The organism is Bradyrhizobium sp. Leaf396, from assembly GCF_001424605.1.
Lineage (GTDB): Bacteria > Pseudomonadota > Alphaproteobacteria > Rhizobiales > Xanthobacteraceae > Bradyrhizobium > Bradyrhizobium japonicum_C.
The window spans coordinates 57,399-74,962 of the sequence record NZ_LMQJ01000034.1; the positions used below are offsets into that span (position 1 = coordinate 57,399).

Sequence of the window (17,564 nt, forward strand, 5' to 3'; positions counted from 1 at the left end):
GCAACGCCATGTCCGCGCCAAGAATATTGGCTTGCCGGGGAAAGATTTTCTCTATATCAGGTAAATCAGCGCCCGAAATGGAACAAAGTTCTTCAAATGACCGATGCCGCTGTGCAGATCCCCGAGACCAGCCGCCGCCTCGATGCCATCGACCGCAAGATCCTGATGGTGCTCCAGGAGGATGCCTCCCTGTCCGTCGCCGAGATCGGCGACCGTGTCGGGCTGTCCTCGACCCCCTGCTGGAAGCGCATCCAGCGGCTGGAGGCCGACGGCGTGATCATCAAGCGGGTCGCCCTGGTCGACCAGAACAAGATCGGCCTCGGCATTTCCGTGTTCGTGTCGGTGGAGAGCTCCGACCATTCCGAGGCCTGGCTCAAGAAATTCGCCGAAGCCGTCAGCGCCATGCCCGAGGTGATGGAGTTCTACCGGATGGCCGGCGATGTCGACTACATGCTGCGGGTCGTGGTCGCGGACATGCAGGCCTATGACGTGTTCTACAAGAAGCTGATCAGCGCGGTGCCGCTGAAGAACGTCACCTCGCGCTTTGCGATGGAGAAGATCAAGTCGGTGACGGCATTGCCGATTCCGGCGGTGGTGGCGGCCTGACGGCCAATTGCTGGTTTGACGCGTTTGCTACACGCGAACCGGTATCCACTTCGCTCGAATACGCTTCAGGACAGCTGAAACACCGGTAGCGTGACGTTGACGCGCGTACCTCCGCTTGGCGCTGCGCCGATCTCGATCGTGCCGCCATGGGCTTCGACCAGGTTGCGGACCACCGCGAGGCCGAGACCGGCTCCGCCGGTCGCGCGGTTGCGCGACTTCTCCAGACGATGGAACGGCTCCAGCACAGTGTGGCGCTGATCGGCGGGAATGCCGGGTCCCTCATCGTCGATCGAGACGACGAGGGCTCCGTCCTTCATGGCAATCTCCACCTGCGCGGTGCGGCCGTAGGCCAGCGCGTTGTCTACGATGTTCGCAAAGATTCGTCGCAGCGCCAGCCTGTCACCGAGCACGATCACATTCCGCGTCCGCTCGTGGCAAACCAACTCGACTGCCGCGCCCTGAACGCGCCGATCGTGCACCTCGGCAGCGACCAGCGCAGGGAGCTCGATCATTTCCTGCGACAGGCCGCCGGCGCCCGCCCGCGTCGACAACAGCGCATCGTCGAGCAGCCGGATCATGTCGTCGATATCGGCCACTGCCCGCTGCCGCTCGGCATCGTCGGGAATGTGCTCGACGCGCAGCCGCAGCCGCGTCGCGAAGGTCCTGACATCATGCGCAATGCCGCCAACCAGCGTCATGCGCGCACGCAGCATTTCGGCAAGCCGCCCCTGCAGGCGGTTGAACGCGGCGATGACGGCGCGGATCTCCGGCGCGCTGCGCCGCGCATCCGGCAGCGGCAGCGGATCGGCCGACAGGTCGACACGATCGACGGCGGCGGCGAGCCGCGCCAGCGGCCGCGTCTCGCGCTGCATGACCAGCAGCGCCAGCAGCGCCACAATCGTGCCGAACAGGCCTGCGCCGAAGCCGACGGGAAGGCCGAACGGGCTCACCGGCAGGCGGGTATAGGCGTCGATGATCAGCAACTCTCCGCTGCGCAGGCCGATGCGGAATTCGATCGCGTTGGCCATCAACCGCGCGAGGCGGGGAAACACCCGGCTGCCCCGATGATTGGACGGCGGCACGATCTCAACGGGGCGGCCCGCAAGGCCCGCCGCATAGGTCTCGCGCAGTTCCTGCTGCTCCGGCGGCGTCTCGCCGCCGACCGGCGCGCCCGACGGCACGATGCGCACGGTGAACTGCGGCGAAGACACCGCATCGAGCACGGCCTGCCGTGAACCCGCGTCCGTTCGCTCCAGGAGCGTGGCCAGCGCATCGAGACGCGCGGGCGAAGGCCGGGTCAGCTCGTTTTCGCGGAGGGTCGTGCGGTAGAAGATCGCGACGACCACCGTGATCACCAGGGTAATCCCCACCAGCCCGATCAGAGCGAGCCGCGCGGCGAGCGTCACGCGCAGCATCACGACACCTGCTTGACTGTCGCGGTGAACAGATAGCCGCCGTTGCGCACCGTCGTGATCAGGTTGGAGCCGGGACTTGCACCATCGAGCTTGCGGCGCAGCCGCGAGATCAGCATATCGACGGTGCGGTCGAACGGCTCCGCCGAACGGCCACGGGTCCAGTCGAGGATCTGGTCGCGCGTGAGCACCCTTCGCGGCCGCTGCACGAAGCAGCCGAGCAGGTCGAACTCGGCGCTGGTCAATTGCAGTTCCGGCGTCTCGGCCTCGGTCGTCTCGACGCTGCGCGCATCGAGATCGATCACGAAGCGGTCGAAGGCATATCGCCGGACAAGCGGCTTGGCCGGAGTTCCGTTGGCGCGGCGCAGGATGGCGCGAACCCGCGCCAAGAGCTCGCGCGGACCGAACGGCTTTGTGAGATAATCGTCAGCGCCCATCTCAAGACCGACCACGCGATCGATCTCGTCACTCTTGGCGGTCAGCATCAGGATCGGGATGGCATCGTCGGCGCGCAAGCGGCGGCAGATCGAAAGCCCGTCCTCGCCCGGCAGCATCAAATCGAGGATGACGATGTCGGGCCGCAGGCGCTGGAGCATCGAATCCATGGACTTGCCGTCGGCGACGCAGGCGACCTCGAACCCCTCGCGCCGCATGAAGTCGGCAACGAGACGGCTGATCTCGGGATCATCCTCCACCATGAGGATCGTGGCCGAAGGCGCGTTCATCGCCCCATTGTGGACGACCGCGCTTGCCGCGCAAGGGCTGCGGCACCGTTGTTACATGGTGTTACATGAGGCCGACAAAGTCCCAACAATCGTTGCGTTTCGGCAATGCGGCGCACACGCAGCAGCCCCAGTCTCCTCCGCACGGCTCCCGCTCACGGCAGCCCCCAGAAGGAGACAACCACCATGACCAAGCTTTTCCTCACCTCCCTCGTCATCGGCACCCTGTCGGTCGCGGCGGCAGCCGACGCCAATGCCTGGACGCGGTCGGCGACGGCGAGCGGGCCGCGCGGCACCTCTCACGTCACCGCGACGGGAAGCTGCGCCTACGGAAGCTGCACGCGCACCGTGACGCGAACCGGTCCCGCCGGCAATACCTACACCCGCACCGGCACGGTCTCGCGCTGACGCATCGCCGCCGTCGCCGCGTCAGCCCCGCGCGGCGACGGCCGACCTCATATAGTCAGAAAGGATCCGCACCGTGCCGTCGATTTTCCGTTCTCTGCCGCAAGCCGCAACCGTCGTCGCCCTCGGCCTTGCAACCTCGACATCCGTGCTCGCCCAGACGCAATTGCAGACGCAGATCACGCCGCAGATGCGCAGCGAAGCAAGGACCATCGTGCAGGCGTGTCGCACCGACCTTGACCGCCTGTGCAGCAGCATTGCACCGGGTGGCGGGCGCATCATCGCCTGCCTTCAATCCCATGCCGGCCAGCTCTCCTCATCCTGTGCGCAAGCGCTGCCGCGCGCGCAGGCGCTGCGAAACAATGCCGCCAGCGCCGCCGCGGCACCGAAATAGGAGAATGCCGTGGGCTACGCTTCACTGCTGCTCGACCCGATGCTCAGGCAACTGATCCTCGCAACCGCGCTCGGCCTCATGCTGCTCGAATACGGCATCGGACGACTCGCACGTCACGATACCCACGACTGGCGCGAAAGCGCTGCCTCGTTCGGCGTGGCGTTGGGACAGAGCCTGCTCCGCGCCATCGAGGCCGGCCTTCTCGCCGTGCCCTTCGCGTTCCTGTACGAGCACCGCCTGTTCGACTTTGCGCAGACCACGCCGGTCGCGCTCGCAGGATTATTCCTGGGCAGCGAATTCCTGTACTATTGGCAGCATCGCGCGTCGCATCGCATTCGCTGGATGTGGGCGACGCATGCGGTGCATCACTCGACGACGCGGCTGAACCTGACTGCGGCGATCCGGCTCGGTTGGACCGGCAACATCTCGGGCAATTTCCTGTTCTTCCTGCCGCTCGCGCTGATCGGATTTCATCCGTTTGCGATCGTGGCAATGCTCGGCATCAACCTGCTCTATCAGTTCTTCATCCACAGCCAGTTCGGGCCGAAGCTCGGCGTCTTCGAATGGGTGCTCAACACGCCGAGCCACCATCGCGTGCACCATGCCTGCAATGAGCCGTGCCTCGACAAGAACTACGGCGGCATCCTGATCGTGTTCGACCGCCTGTTCGGGACCTTTGCCGAACATCCCTCCGACCAGCCGCTCCGGTTCGGCCTCGTCGGGGGCGTCCAATCCTTCAACCCGATCCGGATCGCGCTCGGCGAATGGATCGCGATGCTGGACGACGCCTGGAGGGCGCCGGGGGCGGGCGCGAAGCTCCGCGCCCTGTTCGGCCCGCCCGGAGGCTGAGCGCGCGCAGGCGCTCAAATCTTCTGATTGTACTCGCCGACTTCGGGATGCGTGCGCAGCACGCTGTTCACCATCTCGAACATGTCGTGCATGCGCTGCTCGGAGACCGGGCTCTCGACCACGACGACGAGCTCGGGCTTGTTGGAGGACGCTCGCACCAAGCCCCAGCTGCCGTCCTCCACCGTGACGCGTACGCCATTGACGGTGACGAGATCACGGATCGCCTGTCCCCCGATCTTGGCGCCGCTCTCCTGCAAGCCCTCGAAGTGCTTCACCACCTTGTCGATGACGCCGTATTTGACCTCGTCGGCGCAGTGCGGCGACATGGTCGGCGACGACCAGGTCTTCGGCAGCGCGTTCTTCAGGTCGGCCATCGACTTGCCGGGCGCGCGGTCGAGCATGTCGCAGATCGCGATCGCCGACACGAGGCCGTCGTCATAGCCGCGGCCATACGGCTTGTTGAAGAAGAAATGGCCGGATTTCTCGAACCCCGCGAGCGCGCCCGTCTCGTTGGTGCGGCGCTTCATGTAGGAATGGCCGGTCTTCCAGTAGGCGGTCCTGGCGCCCTGCTCCTGCAGCACGGGATCGGTGATGAAGAGGCCGGTCGACTTCACGTCGACGATGAACTGCGCATCCTTGTGAATCGCGGACATGTCTCGCGCCAGCATCACGCCGACCTTGTCGGCGAAGATCTCTTCGCCGGTGTTGTCGACGACGCCGCAGCGGTCGCCGTCGCCGTCGAAGCCGAGGCCGACATCGGCGTTGTGATGCAGCACCGCGTCGCGGATCGCGTGCAGCATCTCCATGTCCTCGGGGTTCGGATTGTATTTCGGGAAGGTGTGGTCGAGCTCGGTGTCGAGCGGGATCACCTCGCAGCCGATCGCTTCCAGCACCTGCGGGGCGAACGCGCCGGCGGTGCCGTTGCCGCAGGCCGCGACCACCTTGAGCTTGCGCGTCAGCTTGGGACGGGAGGTGAGATCGGCGATGTAGCGCGCCGGATAGTTCTCGTGGAATTGGTAGGAGCCGCCGGCCTTGTTCTTGAACTCGGCGTTGAGAACGATCTCCTTGAGCCGCGTCATCTCGTCGGGGCCGAAGGTCAGCGGGCGGTTGGCGCCCATCTTCACGCCGGTCCAGCCATTGTCGTTGTGCGAGGCCGTGACCATGGCGACGCAGGGCACGTCGAGGTCGAACTGCGCGAAATAGGCCATCGGAGTCACGGCGAGGCCGATATCGTGCACCTTGCACCCCGCCGCCATCAGGCCGGAGATCAGCGCATATTTGATCGACGCCGAATAGCCGCGGAAATCGTGCCCGGTGACGATCTCCTGACGGACGCCGAGCTCGGCGATCAGCGCGCCCAGCCCCATGCCGAGCGCCTGCACACCCATCAGGTTGATTTCCTTCTGGAACAACCAGCGCGCGTCGTATTCGCGAAAGCCCGTCGGCTTCACCATCGGCTCGGATTCGAAGGCGTAGGTGTTGGGCAACAATACGGATTTCGGCTTCGGGAACATTGAGACGTCTCGTGCAAAGGGGGCAGGATTTGCCGCAGCCTTAGCGAATGCCGGGCTGCAACGAAAGGCGGGAATGAAGGCTTATGGCCGATAATTGCGGCAGTTTGGTAACGGAGAAACGTTACCGGGAGGGCGGCCGGAGCAAAGATATCTTCTTGAAATGGGCGGGCCGCGTGACAGCGTGGACTACGCTTACTGCTCCAGCACCATCTGGCCGTTGGCGTATTCGAAGCGCTTCAGGCGGGACAGGAAGGAGAGACCGAGCAGGTTCTCCGACAGTGCTGCGTCAGGCAGCACCATGGCATCGACGTCGCGCACGACCAGGCCACCCACTTCGAGCATGGCGATGCGGGTGCGCGCGGCCTTGATGGTGCCGTTGGCGGTGGAGACGGTTGCGTTGTAGTCGCTGCGCGAGGGACGGAGGCCAAAGCGGGCTGCCGAACTCTCGTTCAATGCGACCACGGAAGCGCCGGTATCGATCATGAAGCCGATGCGCTGGCCGTCGACCCGGCCCTCCGTCTGGAAATGACCGCGGCCGTCGCGCGGGATGCTGATGCTGCGGCCGCCGGCGGGCTCTGTGGCTGCAACGGCGACTGTCGTGCGCGGCACCGAGGTGGCGGATGCCGAGCTCATCTTGTCCGCCATCTGCGCCATGAAGGTGCCGAGGCCGATCATGACGGCCGCGATGATCATAATGTTACGCATTACACCACTTCCGAGCCGGAAAGCTCGATTTCACCACGCGACAGGCTCGGCCGCGAGCGAAGCCACGGCTGGGCCGATGCCATTTTGACGAAAAGGATGAGCGGACGGTTAATTCCAGGTGAGAGTTCTTACGTCCCGCGCGGCTTTGCCCGCCGGGTCGGCAGCGCATTGGCGGGATCGTCCGGCCAGGGGTGACGCGGATAGCGGCCGCGCAGGTCGGACCGGACTGCGGCATAGCTGCCGCGCCAGAAGCCGGGGAGATCGCGCGTCACCTGCACCGGACGCTGCGCTGGCGAAAGCAATTCCAGCACCAGCGGCACCTTGCCGGCGGCGATCGAGGGATGCGTGTTGAGGCCGAACAATTCCTGGAGCCGTACCGCGATGGTCGGCCCCTGCTCGGCCTCATAGTCGATCGCGAGCACGCTGCCGGTCGGCGCCTCGAAATGTGTCGGCGCCTCGCGGTCCAGCCGCGCACGCATGTCCCAGGGCAACAGCGACATCAGCGCATCGGAGAGATCGCCCGCGGAAACATCCTTGAGCGCGATCTTGTCGTAGAGCGCCGGCACCAGCCAATCCTCGCGGCGCGCGATCAGCCCGGAGTCCGACACGTCGGGCCAGCTGTCGCCCTCGGCTTTGCGCAGGAACGTCACTCGGTCGCGCCACTGCTTGGCGGCCTTCGACCAGGGCAGCCGGTCGAGGCCGGCTGCGATCAGCCCGTCCGCGAAGATGCGTGCGGTATCTTCCGAAGGCGACACGGCAAGCGTCGCCTCGGACAGGGTGATGGCATGCAACACGCGCTTGCGCCGCGCGCGCAGCGCCATCGCGCCACGATCGAACGAGATCTCGTCGGTGGTCTCGATATGCTCGGCGAAATGGTTCTCGATCTCGTCCTGCGTGATCTGAGCCGCGAGCAGGATTCGCCCGCTCGCCGCCGTTCCCGTCATTTCGCCGATCGCGATGTAGGGCGCGCGGGCGAGCGAGGACGTCTGCTCGACCGAAGCGCCGCGGCCGTTGGCGAGCACGAAACTGCCATTGCCGCGATTGCGCGCGACGCGGTCGGGAAACGCATAAGCGAGCATCAACCCGGTCGAGAGATCCTCCTGCGGTCCTGCCTTCTCCGACACCGCAACCTGCGAGGCCCAGCGGCGCGCCAGATCGCGCGCGCTCGCGGCACGCGGCGAGCGGTCACGGCGAAACTGGTCGCGCCGGTGCTCGAGATCGACGCTGTCGCCGCCAAGTCCACGTTCGGTGATGATCGCGGCGATCTCGGCCGCGGCCTCGCCGCTTCCAGCGCGATGCGAATCCACGATCATGCGCGCCAGCCGCGGCGGCAGCGCGAGCGCACGCAGGCTCTTGCCTTCAGCGGTGATGCGGCCGTCAACATCGAGCGCGTTGAGCTCGGTGAGAAGGCTCTTCGCCTCCTTCCAGGCCGGCTGGGGTGGCGGATCGAGGAACGACAGCGTGGCGGGATCGCTCACGCCCCATTGCGCGAGATCGAGTACCAGCGAAGACAGATCGGCGCTGAGGATTTCCGGCTGGGTGTAGGGTGCGAGCGAGGCGGTCTGCGGCTCGTCCCAGAGCCGGTAGCAGACACCGGGTTCGGTGCGGCCGGCGCGGCCGCGGCGCTGGTCCACCGCCGCGCGCGAGGCGCGCACGGTCTCGAGCCGCGTCAGGCCGATGTCCGGCTCGTAGCGTGGGACACGGGCAAGACCTGAATCGACGACGATGCGCACGCCCTCGATGGTGAGCGAGGTCTCGGCGATCGAGGTCGCCAGCACCACCTTGCGCGTACCCGTCGGCGCCGGCGCGATGGCACGGTCCTGCACGGCGGCATCGAGAGCGCCGAACAGCGGCACGATCTCGATGGCAGCGTCCTGCACGCGCTCGCCGAGAAAGTTCTGGGTGCGGCGGATCTCGGCGGCGCCTGGCAGGAACGCCAGCACCGAGCCGCTATCGGCGCGCAGCGCGGATGCGATCGCGTCCGCCATCTGCCGCTCGATCGGCGCGTCCGCCTTGCGGCCGAGATAGCGCGTCTCGACCGGAAAGGCGCGGCCCTCGCTTTCAACGACGGGGGCATCACCGAGCAATCTTGCCACGCGCGCGCCATCGAGCGTCGCCGACATCACCAGGATGCGCAAGTCTTCGCGCAGGCCGGTTTGCGCATCGCGCGCCAGCGCGAGGCCGAGATCGGCGTCGAGCGAGCGCTCGTGAAATTCGTCAAACAGGATGGCGGCGACGCCTGTCAGTTCGGGATCGTCCAGGATCTGGCGGGTGAAGATCCCTTCGGTCACCACCTCGATGCGGGTCGCGCGCGAGATCCTCGAGCCGAAGCGAACGCAATAGCCGACGGTCTCGCCAGTGCGCTCGCCAAGCGACTTGGCCATGCGGTCGGCGCTGGCGCGCGCGGCGATGCGGCGCGGCTCCAGCACGATGATCTTCTTGTCCTTCGCCCAGTGCGCATCGAGCAGCGCCAGCGGCACCCGCGTGGTCTTGCCGGCGCCGGGCGGCGCCACCAGCACGGCAGCGTTGTTGGTTTCCAGCGTGCGCGACAGATCGTCGAGCACGGCATCGATCGGAAGGGGGGTGGCGAAGCTGCGGGGCAAGAAGTCATCCCGTCGTCATGCCCGACTCCGGGCATGACGTTCCTTCATCTGACAGCGAACATGACGTGGATGGCCGGGACAAACCCGGCCATGACCCATCTAGCGGATAACCCGTCTGCAATCAGCCCTGCACAGGGGGCCGGCCGACGCTCTCGTACGTGAACCCGGCGGCTTCCATGTCTTCGGGGCGGTAGATGTTGCGGAGGTCGACGATGACGGGCTGCGCCATGGTCGCCTTCAGCCGGTCGAGGTCCAACGCACGGAACTGCACCCATTCGGTAACGATGACGAGCGCGTCGGCACCTTGCGCACAGGAATAGGCATCCTCGCAATAGGTGATGTTGGGCAGTTCGCCCTTGGCCTGCTCCATGCCGACGGGATCGAACGCCTTCACCTTCGCACCCATGTCGATCAGGCCGGTCACCAGCGGGATCGACGGCGCGTCGCGCATGTCGTCGGTGTCGGGCTTGAAGGTGAGGCCGAGCACCGCGATGGTCTTGCCGCGCAGCGAGCCGCCGAGCGCCTGGCTGACTTTCCGCGCCATCGCACGCTTGCGGTTCTCGTTGACCGCCAGAACGGATTCCACGATGCGCAGGTTGACGTCGTAGTCCTGCGCGATCTTGATCAGCGCCTTGGTGTCCTTCGGGAAGCACGAGCCGCCGAAGCCGGGACCGGCATGCAGGAACTTGGTGCCGATGCGGTTGTCGAGACCGATGCCGCGCGCGACCTCCTGCACGTTGGCGCCGGCCTTTTCGGAGAGATCGGCGATCTCGTTGATGAAGGTGATCTTGGTCGCCAGGAACGCGTTGGCGGCGTATTTGATCATCTCGGCGGTGCGGCGCGCGGTGAACATCAGCGGCGCCTGATTCAGCGACAGCGGGCGGTAGATGTCGCCCATCACCTTGCGGCCGCGCTCGTCCGAAGTGCCGACCACGATGCGGTCGGGGAACTTGAAATCGCGGATCGCCGCGCCCTCGCGCAGGAATTCGGGGTTGGAGGCGACGACCACGTCAGCCTTGGGATTGGCTTCGCGGATGATCCGCTCGACCTCGTCGCCGGTGCCGACCGGGACAGTCGACTTCGTCACCACGACGGTGAAGCCTTGAAGCGACTGCGCGATCTCTTTTGCCGCGGCGTAGACGTAGGAGAGATCGGCATGGCCGTCGCCGCGGCGCGAGGGCGTGCCGACCGCGATGAACACAGCATCGGCATCCGCCACCGGCTTGGTCAGGTCGGTGGTGAAATCGAGCCGCTTGGCTCTGACATTGTTCGCCACCAGCTCGTCGAGGCCGGGCTCGTAGATCGGGATCTCGCCGCGATGGAGCGCCGCGATCTTCTTCTCGTCCTTGTCGACGCAGATGACGTCGTGGCCGAAATCCGCAAAGCAGGCCCCGGACACCAGCCCCACATAACCCGTGCCGATCATCGCAATGCGCATGAAAAATCCAGTTCCAGCTTGGTTAACGAAAGCCCAACTCGGCCAATTCGGGGCGGTTTAGCATTTTCCAGAGCTCATGGAACAGTCCGCATGCAAAAACCGGCCCGCGATTTGAACCGGTAAAGAAGTCGGAAACCACTGGGCTCCAAACTGCCCCGCGACCACACAGGGACGGGCGGGCGGCGCCTCAAATAGGGACACCATGACACGATCGGGCACAATCGGCGGCGCCGGGCTCACAGCCTCTTCTGCCGCGCGTGTCGACTGGGTCGACTACGCCAAGGGCATCTGCATCGTCATGGTGGTGATGATGCATTCGGTGCTGGGGGTCGAGCTTGCCGCCGGGCAGACCGGCTTCATGCATGTCGCCGTGGCCTTCGCAAAGCCGTTCCGGATGCCGGACTTCTTCCTGATTTCGGGGCTGTTCCTGTCTCTGGTGATCAATCGGGACTGGCGAACCTATCTCGACCGCAAGGTAGTGCATTTCGCCTATTTCTATGTCGTCTGGGTGACAATTCAGTTCGGCTTCAAGGCGCCGGCCTTTGCCGCGGAGACCGGCTGGCCCGCCGTTGGCGTCCTGTACCTTGAATCCTTCATCGAGCCGTTCGGCACGCTGTGGTTCATCTATCTGCTGCCGATCTTCTTCGTCGTCACGAAACTGACACGAAAAGCTCCGCCGCTCGCGATCTGGCTTCTCGCCGCCGCGCTGGAGACCGCCCGCATCAACACCGGCTGGACCGTCATCGACGAATTCTGCTCGCGCTTCGTCTATTTCTATTCAGGTTATCTGTTCGCGCCTTACGTGTTCGCCCTGTCGGATCGCGCGCGCAGCCATCCGGGTCTCGCACTTGCGGCGCTCGCGATCTGGGCGCTGGTCAATGCCGGCCTGGTCGCGTGGGGCGCCAGCGAGTGGGCGATCGTCTCTCTCGTGCTCGGCTTCGCCGGCGCATGTGCCATCATCGCGACCGGCACGCTCCTGGCGCGCGCGCAATGGCTGAGCTTCCTCCGCTTCTGCGGCGAGCATTCGATCGTGATCTATCTCGCCTTCTTCCTGCCGATGGCGGCGACGCGGACGCTGCTGCTGCGCACGGGCGTCATCCCTGACATCGGCACGGTGTCGCTGATCGTCACCATCGCAGGCGTGCTCGGAGCGCTGGCGATCTGGCGCGTGGCGCTGCGTTTCAATGTGCGCTTCCTGTTCGAGCGGCCCGATGCGTTCTGGATCGCGCCGAAGAAGGTCGGCGTGCGGTTGCAGCCGGCGGAGTAGCCGGTGTCGTCGCCCGGCTTGACCGGGGCGACCAGTCCGCCGAGACGTCAGTGGTTGGGCCAGGAAGCCGCGGCGTACTGGATTCCCTGCTTTCGCGGGAATGACAGTGGGGATAGTCGCGCAACCGACCCAAAATTCGCGCTTCCCAGGCTGTCAATGCCCGCAAAAATTCATACATTGCGGCCCATGCCCAAGACCTCGCCCGAGACCTCGCCGAAGACATCCCCGAAGACCAGCGCCAAAGCTGACACCAAGGCCGCGTCCAAAGTCGCCGCCGATACCAAGCCCGCCGCGACAGCCCCTGCCAAACCGGTGGCCTCGAAGGCGGCAGGCAAGGGCGACCACGTCTTCCTCGTCGACGGTTCCTCCTACATCTTCCGCGCCTATCACGCGCTGCCGCCGCTGAACCGCAAATCCGACGGCCTTCAGGTCAACGCCGTGCTGGGCTTCTGCAACATGCTGTGGAAGCTGCTCCGCGAGATGCCGGAGGACAATCGGCCGACGCATCTGGCGATCGTTTTCGACAAGTCGGAGATCACGTTCCGCAACAAGATCTATCCGGACTACAAGGCGCACCGGCCGCCGGCCCCTGACGATCTCATCCCGCAATTCGCGCTGATCCGCGAGGCTGTGCGCGCCTTCGATCTGCCCTGCCTGGAACAGACCGGCTTCGAGGCCGACGATCTCATCGCGACCTATGTGCGACAGGCCTGCGAGCGCGGCGCCAGCGCCACCATCGTCTCGTCAGACAAGGATCTGATGCAGCTCGTCACCGACTGCGTCACCATGTACGACACCATGAAGGACCGTCGCATCGGCATCCCCGAGGTGATCGAGAAATTCGGCGTGCCGCCGAACAAGGTCGTCGAGGTGCAGGCGCTCGCGGGCGATTCCACTGACAACGTGCCCGGCGTGCCCGGCATCGGCATCAAGACCGCGGCGCAGCTGATCACCGAATACGGCGATCTCGATCAATTGTTGTTCCGCGCCGGCGAGATCAAGCAGCCCAAGCGACGCGAGGCGCTGCTGGAGAATGCGGAGAAGGCGCGGATCTCGCGACAGCTCGTGCTGCTCGACGACAAGGTCGATCTCGAGGTGCCGCTGGACGACCTCGCGGTGCACGAGCCCGATGCGCGCAAGCTGATCGCCTTCCTCAAGGCGATGGAATTCACGACGCTGACGCGGCGCGTCGCGGAGTATGCGCAGATCGATCCCGCCAATGTCGACGCCGACCCCGGCTATGCCAGCGGCGCCAGCGTGTTCACAACGCTGCCGCCCTCGGACGTCGTGCCCGCACCAGGCACGGGAACCCCGGCGCGGGCCCGACCGAATGAACCAAACAAATCGGCCGGCAAGGAGGACAAGGCTGCGAGCCTGAAGGGTGCACCGATCTCGCTCGCCGCCGCGCGCGAGGAAGCGCTGCGCAAGCTTCCGGTCGATCGCAGCAAATACCAGACCATCAAGACGCTCAAGGAGCTCAACGCCTTCATCGCGCGCGTCCATGATGCCGGGCAAGTCGCGATCGAGACGAGAGCGAACTCGATCGATCCGATGCAGGCCGATCTTTGCGGCATCGCGCTGGCGCTGGCGCCGAACGATGCCTGCTATGTGCCGCTGGCGCACAAGCAGTCCGGCGGCGGCGCCGGCCTGTTCGATGCGGGCCTTGCGCCGGACCAGATCAGGCACACTGATGCCATCGAAGCGCTGCGGCCGGTGCTGGAATCATCAGGCATCCTCAAGATCGGCTTCGACGTCAAGTTCACGGCCGTGATGCTGGCACAGCACGGCATCACGCTGCGCAACATCGACGATGCGCTGCTGATCTCCTACGTGCTCGATGCCGGCCGCGGCTCGCACGCACTGGTATCGCTGTCCGAGCGCTGGTTCGGCCATGCCATGCTGAAGGAAAGCGAGCTGCTCGGCAGCGGCAAGGGCAAGATCACCTTCGACCAGGTTCCGATCGACAAGGCCGCACCGCTTTCGGCCGAAGGCGTCGACGTCGCCTTGCGCGTCTGGCGCGTGCTGAAGCCGCGGCTGGTCGCCGAGCACATGACCGCCGTCTACGAGACCCTGGAACGGCCGCTGGTGTCGGTGCTCGCCCGCATGGAGCGCCGCGGCATCTCGATCGACCGCCAGGTGCTGTCGCGCCTGTCGGGCGACTTTGCCCAGACCGCGGCCCGTGTCGAAGCCGAGATCCAGGAGATCGCGGGCGAGCCGGTGAATGTCGGCAGCCCCAAGCAGATCGGCGATATCCTGTTCGGGAAGATGAGCCTGCCAGGGGGCACCAAGACCAAGACCGGCGCATGGTCAACCACCGCGCAGGTGCTCGACGAACTCGCCGAGCAGGGCCACGACTTCCCGAAGAAGATCTTGGAGTGGCGCCAGGTCTCGAAGCTGAAATCGACCTACACCGACGCGCTGCCCACTTACGTCAATCCGCAGACACATCGCGTGCATACGACCTACGCGCTGGCCGCGACCACGACGGGACGATTGTCGTCGAATGAGCCGAATTTGCAGAACATCCCGGTGCGCACCGAGGATGGCAGGAAGATCCGCAGGGCCTTCATCGCGACGCCCGGGCACAAACTCGTGTCCGCGGATTATTCGCAGATCGAGCTGCGTCTGCTCGCGGAGATCGCCGATATTCCCGTGCTGAAACAGGCGTTCCGCGACGGGCTCGACATTCATGCCATGACGGCATCGGAAATGTTCGGCGTTCCGATCAAGGGCATGCCGAGCGAAATCCGGCGCCGCGCCAAGGCGATCAATTTCGGCATCATCTACGGCATCTCGGCCTTCGGTCTCGCCAACCAGCTCGGCATCGCGCGCGAGGAAGCCTCGGCCTATATCAAGAAGTATTTCGAACGCTTCCCAGGCATCCGCGCCTACATGGACGAGACGCGCGACTTCTGCCGCAGCCACGGCTACGTCACCACGCTGTTCGGCCGCAAGTGCCACTACCCCGACATCAAGGCCTCCAACGCCTCGGTGCGTGCCTTCAACGAGCGCGCCGCAATCAACGCACGGCTCCAGGGCACCGCGGCCGACATCATCCGCCGCGCCATGACCCGCGTGGAGGACGCGCTCGCCGAGAAGAGGCTGTCGGCGCAGATGCTCTTGCAGGTGCACGATGAACTGATCTTCGAGGTGCCAGACGCCGAGGTCGAGGCGACGCTCCCTGTCGTGCAGCGCGTGATGCAGGACGCGCCGTTCCCGGCCGTGCTGCTCTCGGTGCCGTTGCATGTCGACGCGCGCGCCGCCAACAATTGGGACGAGGCGCACTAGCGCTCTCTCTTCACCTCTCCACGCTGCGGGGAGAGGGAGCGCAGCGAGCGCATGGCGAGAACCCGATTGTCCTCCGAGCAATTGCGAGGTGGTGTCACCGTTCCGCGCATATTAGAGCTGGTGCATCTCGCGCACCGGTTCACCCATGCCCCACACCCACTCGCTGCTCGGCTTCGCCCTCGTCTGCCTTGGCCTCGTTCTCACGCCCGGGCCGAACATGATCTATCTGATCTCGCGCTCGATCACGCAAGGCGCCGCGGCGGGCATCGTCTCGCTCGGCGGCGTCGCGCTCGGCTTCGTGTTCTACATGCTGTGCGCCGCGTTCGGCATCACGGCGCTGCTGCTCGCCATTCCCTTCGCCTATGACGCGCTGCGCTTTGCCGGTGCCGCCTATCTGCTGTGGCTCGCTTGGCAGGCGGTGAAGCCGGGCGGGCGTTCGCCGTTCCAGGTCAGAAAGCTCGCGGTCGACAGCCCGCGCAAATTGTTCGCCATGGGCTTCGTCACCAACCTGCTCAACCCAAAGATCGCGATGCTGTATCTGGCGCTGCTGCCGCAATTCATCGATCCCTCCGCCGGCAGCGTGCTGGCGCAGTCGCTGGTGCTCGGGGCCATCCAGATCGCGATCAGCGTCAGCGTGAATGCGATGATCGCGCTCGCGGCAGGATCAATCGCACTGTTCCTGGCGACGCGGCCGAGCTGGATGCTGGTGCAGCGCTGGCTGATGGGCACGGTGCTGGCCGGGCTCGCGGTGCGGATGGCGGTCGAAGCGAAGAAGGTGTAGCGGAGGCCGCGATCACACCCGTGCCCCGGACGCGCTGCTGCGCAGAGCCGCGACCCATCGCTACATGCGCCCCGGTTTTGCAGCGCACCGCTTGCGCGCTGTACCGCGTCCGGGGCACGAAAGCGCGTCAGCAGCCTCAATCCAGCTTCGCTTCCATCCCGCGCTTGACCGCCGGGCGCGCCATCAGCGCCTCGTACCAGCGCTTGACGTTGGGGAAGTCGGCCAGATCAACCTTGTGGCGAGGGTGACGCCAAGCCCAGCCCAGGATGGCAAAATCGGCAACCGAGAGCTCGCCGGCCACGAACTCCCGACCCTCGAGCTGCCGGTCCAGGACGCCATAGAGCCGGCGCGTCTCGGCCATGTAGCGCTTCAGGCCGTAGGCGCGATCCTGCTCGTTCTCCAGCGCGATGAAATGGTGAACCTGGCCCGGCATCGGGCCGAAGCCGCCCATCTGCCACATCAGCCATTCGTAAACCGGGATGCGGCCGCCAAGCGATTTCGGCAGGAATTTGCCGGTCTTCTCGCCGAGATAGAGCAGGATGGCGCCGGATTCGAAGATGCTGACAGGCTTGCCATCGGGGCCCTCGGGGTCGACGATCGCGGGGATCTTGTTGTTGGGCGAGAGCTTGAGGAACTCGGGCGCCATCTGCTCGCCCTTGGTGATGTTGACCGGGATCACCTTGTAAGGCAGCCCCATCTCCTCCAACGCGACCGAGATCTTGCGGCCGTTCGGCGTGTTCCAGGTGTAGAGCTCGATGGTCATTCCGTTTCCTTCCCAAGAAGCCTGCCCCTTAACTACTCCGGAAGGTTGCGCCCTCACAACCGGCAGCCCGGGGTGACCGATCCCTGTTGACGGGAGATGCCCCCTCTGGAATGTCGCGTCCGTCGCGGATAAATTCCGCCCCCACCTAAAACGCTGTTCGAGGGACCGCCGTGTCGAAATCCGCCTCCCGCGCCCGCCTGTTCGAAATCATCCGCCGGCGCTCATTCGGCCGCGGCGAGGTGACGCTCGCGTCGGGCCGCAAGAGCGATTTCTACTTCAACCTCAAGCCGACCATGCTCGACCCCGAGGGCGCAACGCTGCTCGCCGAACTCACGTACGAGGCACTGAAGGATGAGCAGCTCGATTTCATCGGCGGGCTCGAGATGGGCGCCGTGCCGCTCGCCGGCGCGCTGGCGCAGATCTCCTGGATCAAGGGCCATCCGATCGCGGCCTTCTTCGTGCGCAAGAAACCGAAGGAGCACGGCGCCAAGCTCGCGATCGAGGGCCTGCCCAAGGGCGAGACGCTGGCGGGCAAGCGCGTCGTGATCGTCGAGGACGTCACGACCACTGGCGGCTCGGCGATGAAGGCGGTGGAATCGGTGCGCGAGGCCGGCGCCAAGGTGGTGCTGGTGCTGACGATGGTCGACCGCGAGGAAGGCGCCACCGACACGTTCGGTGCGGCCGGCCTGCCGTTCCGCTCACTGTACAAGGCGTCGGAGTTCTTGAAGGGGTAGCGGGTGTCCCCGGGCGCGGCGCGCTGTGCAGCCTCCAGAGCACGAAACCGGCCCCCTCAACCGCTCGTTTACCATCCGCTCTT

15 protein-coding genes are annotated in these 17,564 nt (G+C 65.5%); 8 read left to right on the plus strand and 7 right to left on the minus strand.

Annotated features, from left to right (window positions below; genetic code table 11):
- Positions 1-96: 96 nt before the first annotated feature.
- Complete coding sequence (locus tag ASG57_RS24995) at positions 97-606, plus strand: Lrp/AsnC family transcriptional regulator (RefSeq protein WP_024337161.1); 510 nt, start codon at positions 97-99, stop codon at positions 604-606.
- Between the two features lie 65 nt (positions 607-671).
- Here the strand turns inward: ASG57_RS24995 and ASG57_RS25000 are convergent, their stop codons facing one another.
- Both ASG57_RS25000 and ASG57_RS25005 read right to left on the minus strand, forming a co-directional pair.
- The gene (locus tag ASG57_RS25000) at positions 672-2,021 is read right to left on the minus strand and encodes a sensor histidine kinase (RefSeq protein WP_057197920.1); all 1,350 of its coding nucleotides are present in this window, start codon (positions 2,019-2,021) and stop codon (positions 672-674) included.
- Positions 2,021-2,743, minus strand: a complete 723-nt coding sequence (locus ASG57_RS25005; RefSeq protein ID WP_024337159.1) for a response regulator — start codon at positions 2,741-2,743, stop codon at positions 2,021-2,023. Before ASG57_RS25005 ends, ASG57_RS25000 begins: the two co-directional genes overlap by 1 nt.
- 183 nt (positions 2,744-2,926) lie before the next feature.
- Between ASG57_RS25005 and ASG57_RS25010 the strand changes: the two genes are divergently transcribed.
- From ASG57_RS25010 to ASG57_RS25020, 3 genes are all read left to right on the plus strand, one after another.
- Positions 2,927-3,148 (plus strand): hypothetical protein, encoded by a 222-nt coding sequence (locus ASG57_RS25010; protein WP_024337158.1) that lies wholly within the window; start codon positions 2,927-2,929, stop codon positions 3,146-3,148.
- A gap of 73 nt (positions 3,149-3,221) precedes the next feature.
- Entirely contained in the window at positions 3,222-3,539 is a 318-nt protein-coding gene (locus ASG57_RS25015; RefSeq protein WP_024337157.1) for a cysteine rich repeat-containing protein, read from the plus strand.
- 9 nt (positions 3,540-3,548) lie between these two features.
- Positions 3,549-4,388, plus strand: coding sequence for a sterol desaturase family protein (locus ASG57_RS25020; RefSeq protein WP_024337156.1), 840 nt, complete (start codon positions 3,549-3,551; stop codon positions 4,386-4,388).
- Positions 4,389-4,402: 14 nt separating this feature from the next.
- Here ASG57_RS25020 and ASG57_RS25025 read toward each other — a convergent pair whose 3' ends face one another.
- The 4 genes from ASG57_RS25025 to ASG57_RS25040 form a co-directional block, all read right to left on the minus strand.
- Positions 4,403-5,902, minus strand: a complete 1,500-nt coding sequence (locus ASG57_RS25025) for a phosphomannomutase/phosphoglucomutase (protein ID WP_024337155.1) — start codon at positions 5,900-5,902, stop codon at positions 4,403-4,405.
- A 192-nt stretch (positions 5,903-6,094) separates the two neighbouring features.
- Positions 6,095-6,607 (minus strand): TIGR02281 family clan AA aspartic protease, encoded by a 513-nt coding sequence (locus tag ASG57_RS25030; protein WP_029673858.1) that lies wholly within the window; start codon positions 6,605-6,607, stop codon positions 6,095-6,097.
- Between the two features lie 128 nt (positions 6,608-6,735).
- Entirely contained in the window at positions 6,736-9,210 is a 2,475-nt protein-coding gene (gene hrpB, locus ASG57_RS25035) for an ATP-dependent helicase HrpB (RefSeq protein ID WP_057197923.1), read from the minus strand.
- A 121-nt stretch (positions 9,211-9,331) separates the two neighbouring features.
- Positions 9,332-10,648: a UDP-glucose dehydrogenase family protein gene (locus tag ASG57_RS25040; RefSeq protein ID WP_024337152.1), complete on the minus strand. Its 1,317-nt coding sequence runs from the start codon at positions 10,646-10,648 to the stop codon at positions 9,332-9,334.
- Between the two features lie 202 nt (positions 10,649-10,850).
- Between ASG57_RS25040 and ASG57_RS25045 the strand changes: the two genes are divergently transcribed.
- The 3 genes from ASG57_RS25045 to ASG57_RS25055 all read left to right on the plus strand — a co-directional run bounded on the left by ASG57_RS25045 (position 10,851) and on the right by ASG57_RS25055 (position 15,984).
- A complete protein-coding gene (locus tag ASG57_RS25045) occupies positions 10,851-11,915 on the plus strand; it encodes an acyltransferase family protein (protein ID WP_024337151.1) in 1,065 nt (354 codons plus the stop codon).
- A gap of 186 nt (positions 11,916-12,101) precedes the next feature.
- Complete coding sequence (gene polA, locus ASG57_RS25050; protein WP_057197925.1) at positions 12,102-15,203, plus strand: DNA polymerase I; 3,102 nt, start codon at positions 12,102-12,104, stop codon at positions 15,201-15,203.
- A gap of 145 nt (positions 15,204-15,348) precedes the next feature.
- Entirely contained in the window at positions 15,349-15,984 is a 636-nt protein-coding gene (locus ASG57_RS25055; protein ID WP_057197926.1) for a LysE family translocator, read from the plus strand.
- Between the two features lie 136 nt (positions 15,985-16,120).
- Here the strand turns inward: ASG57_RS25055 and ASG57_RS25060 are convergent, their stop codons facing one another.
- Positions 16,121-16,747 carry a glutathione S-transferase family protein gene (locus ASG57_RS25060; protein WP_057197928.1) on the minus strand — a complete coding sequence of 209 codons (627 nt, stop codon included), beginning with the start codon at positions 16,745-16,747 and terminating at the stop codon, positions 16,121-16,123.
- A gap of 170 nt (positions 16,748-16,917) precedes the next feature.
- Here ASG57_RS25060 and pyrE point away from each other — a divergent pair, with 170 nt between their 5' ends.
- Positions 16,918-17,481, plus strand: a complete 564-nt coding sequence (pyrE, locus tag ASG57_RS25065) for an orotate phosphoribosyltransferase (RefSeq protein ID WP_057197930.1) — start codon at positions 16,918-16,920, stop codon at positions 17,479-17,481.
- The last annotated feature ends 83 nt before the right edge of the window (positions 17,482-17,564 follow it).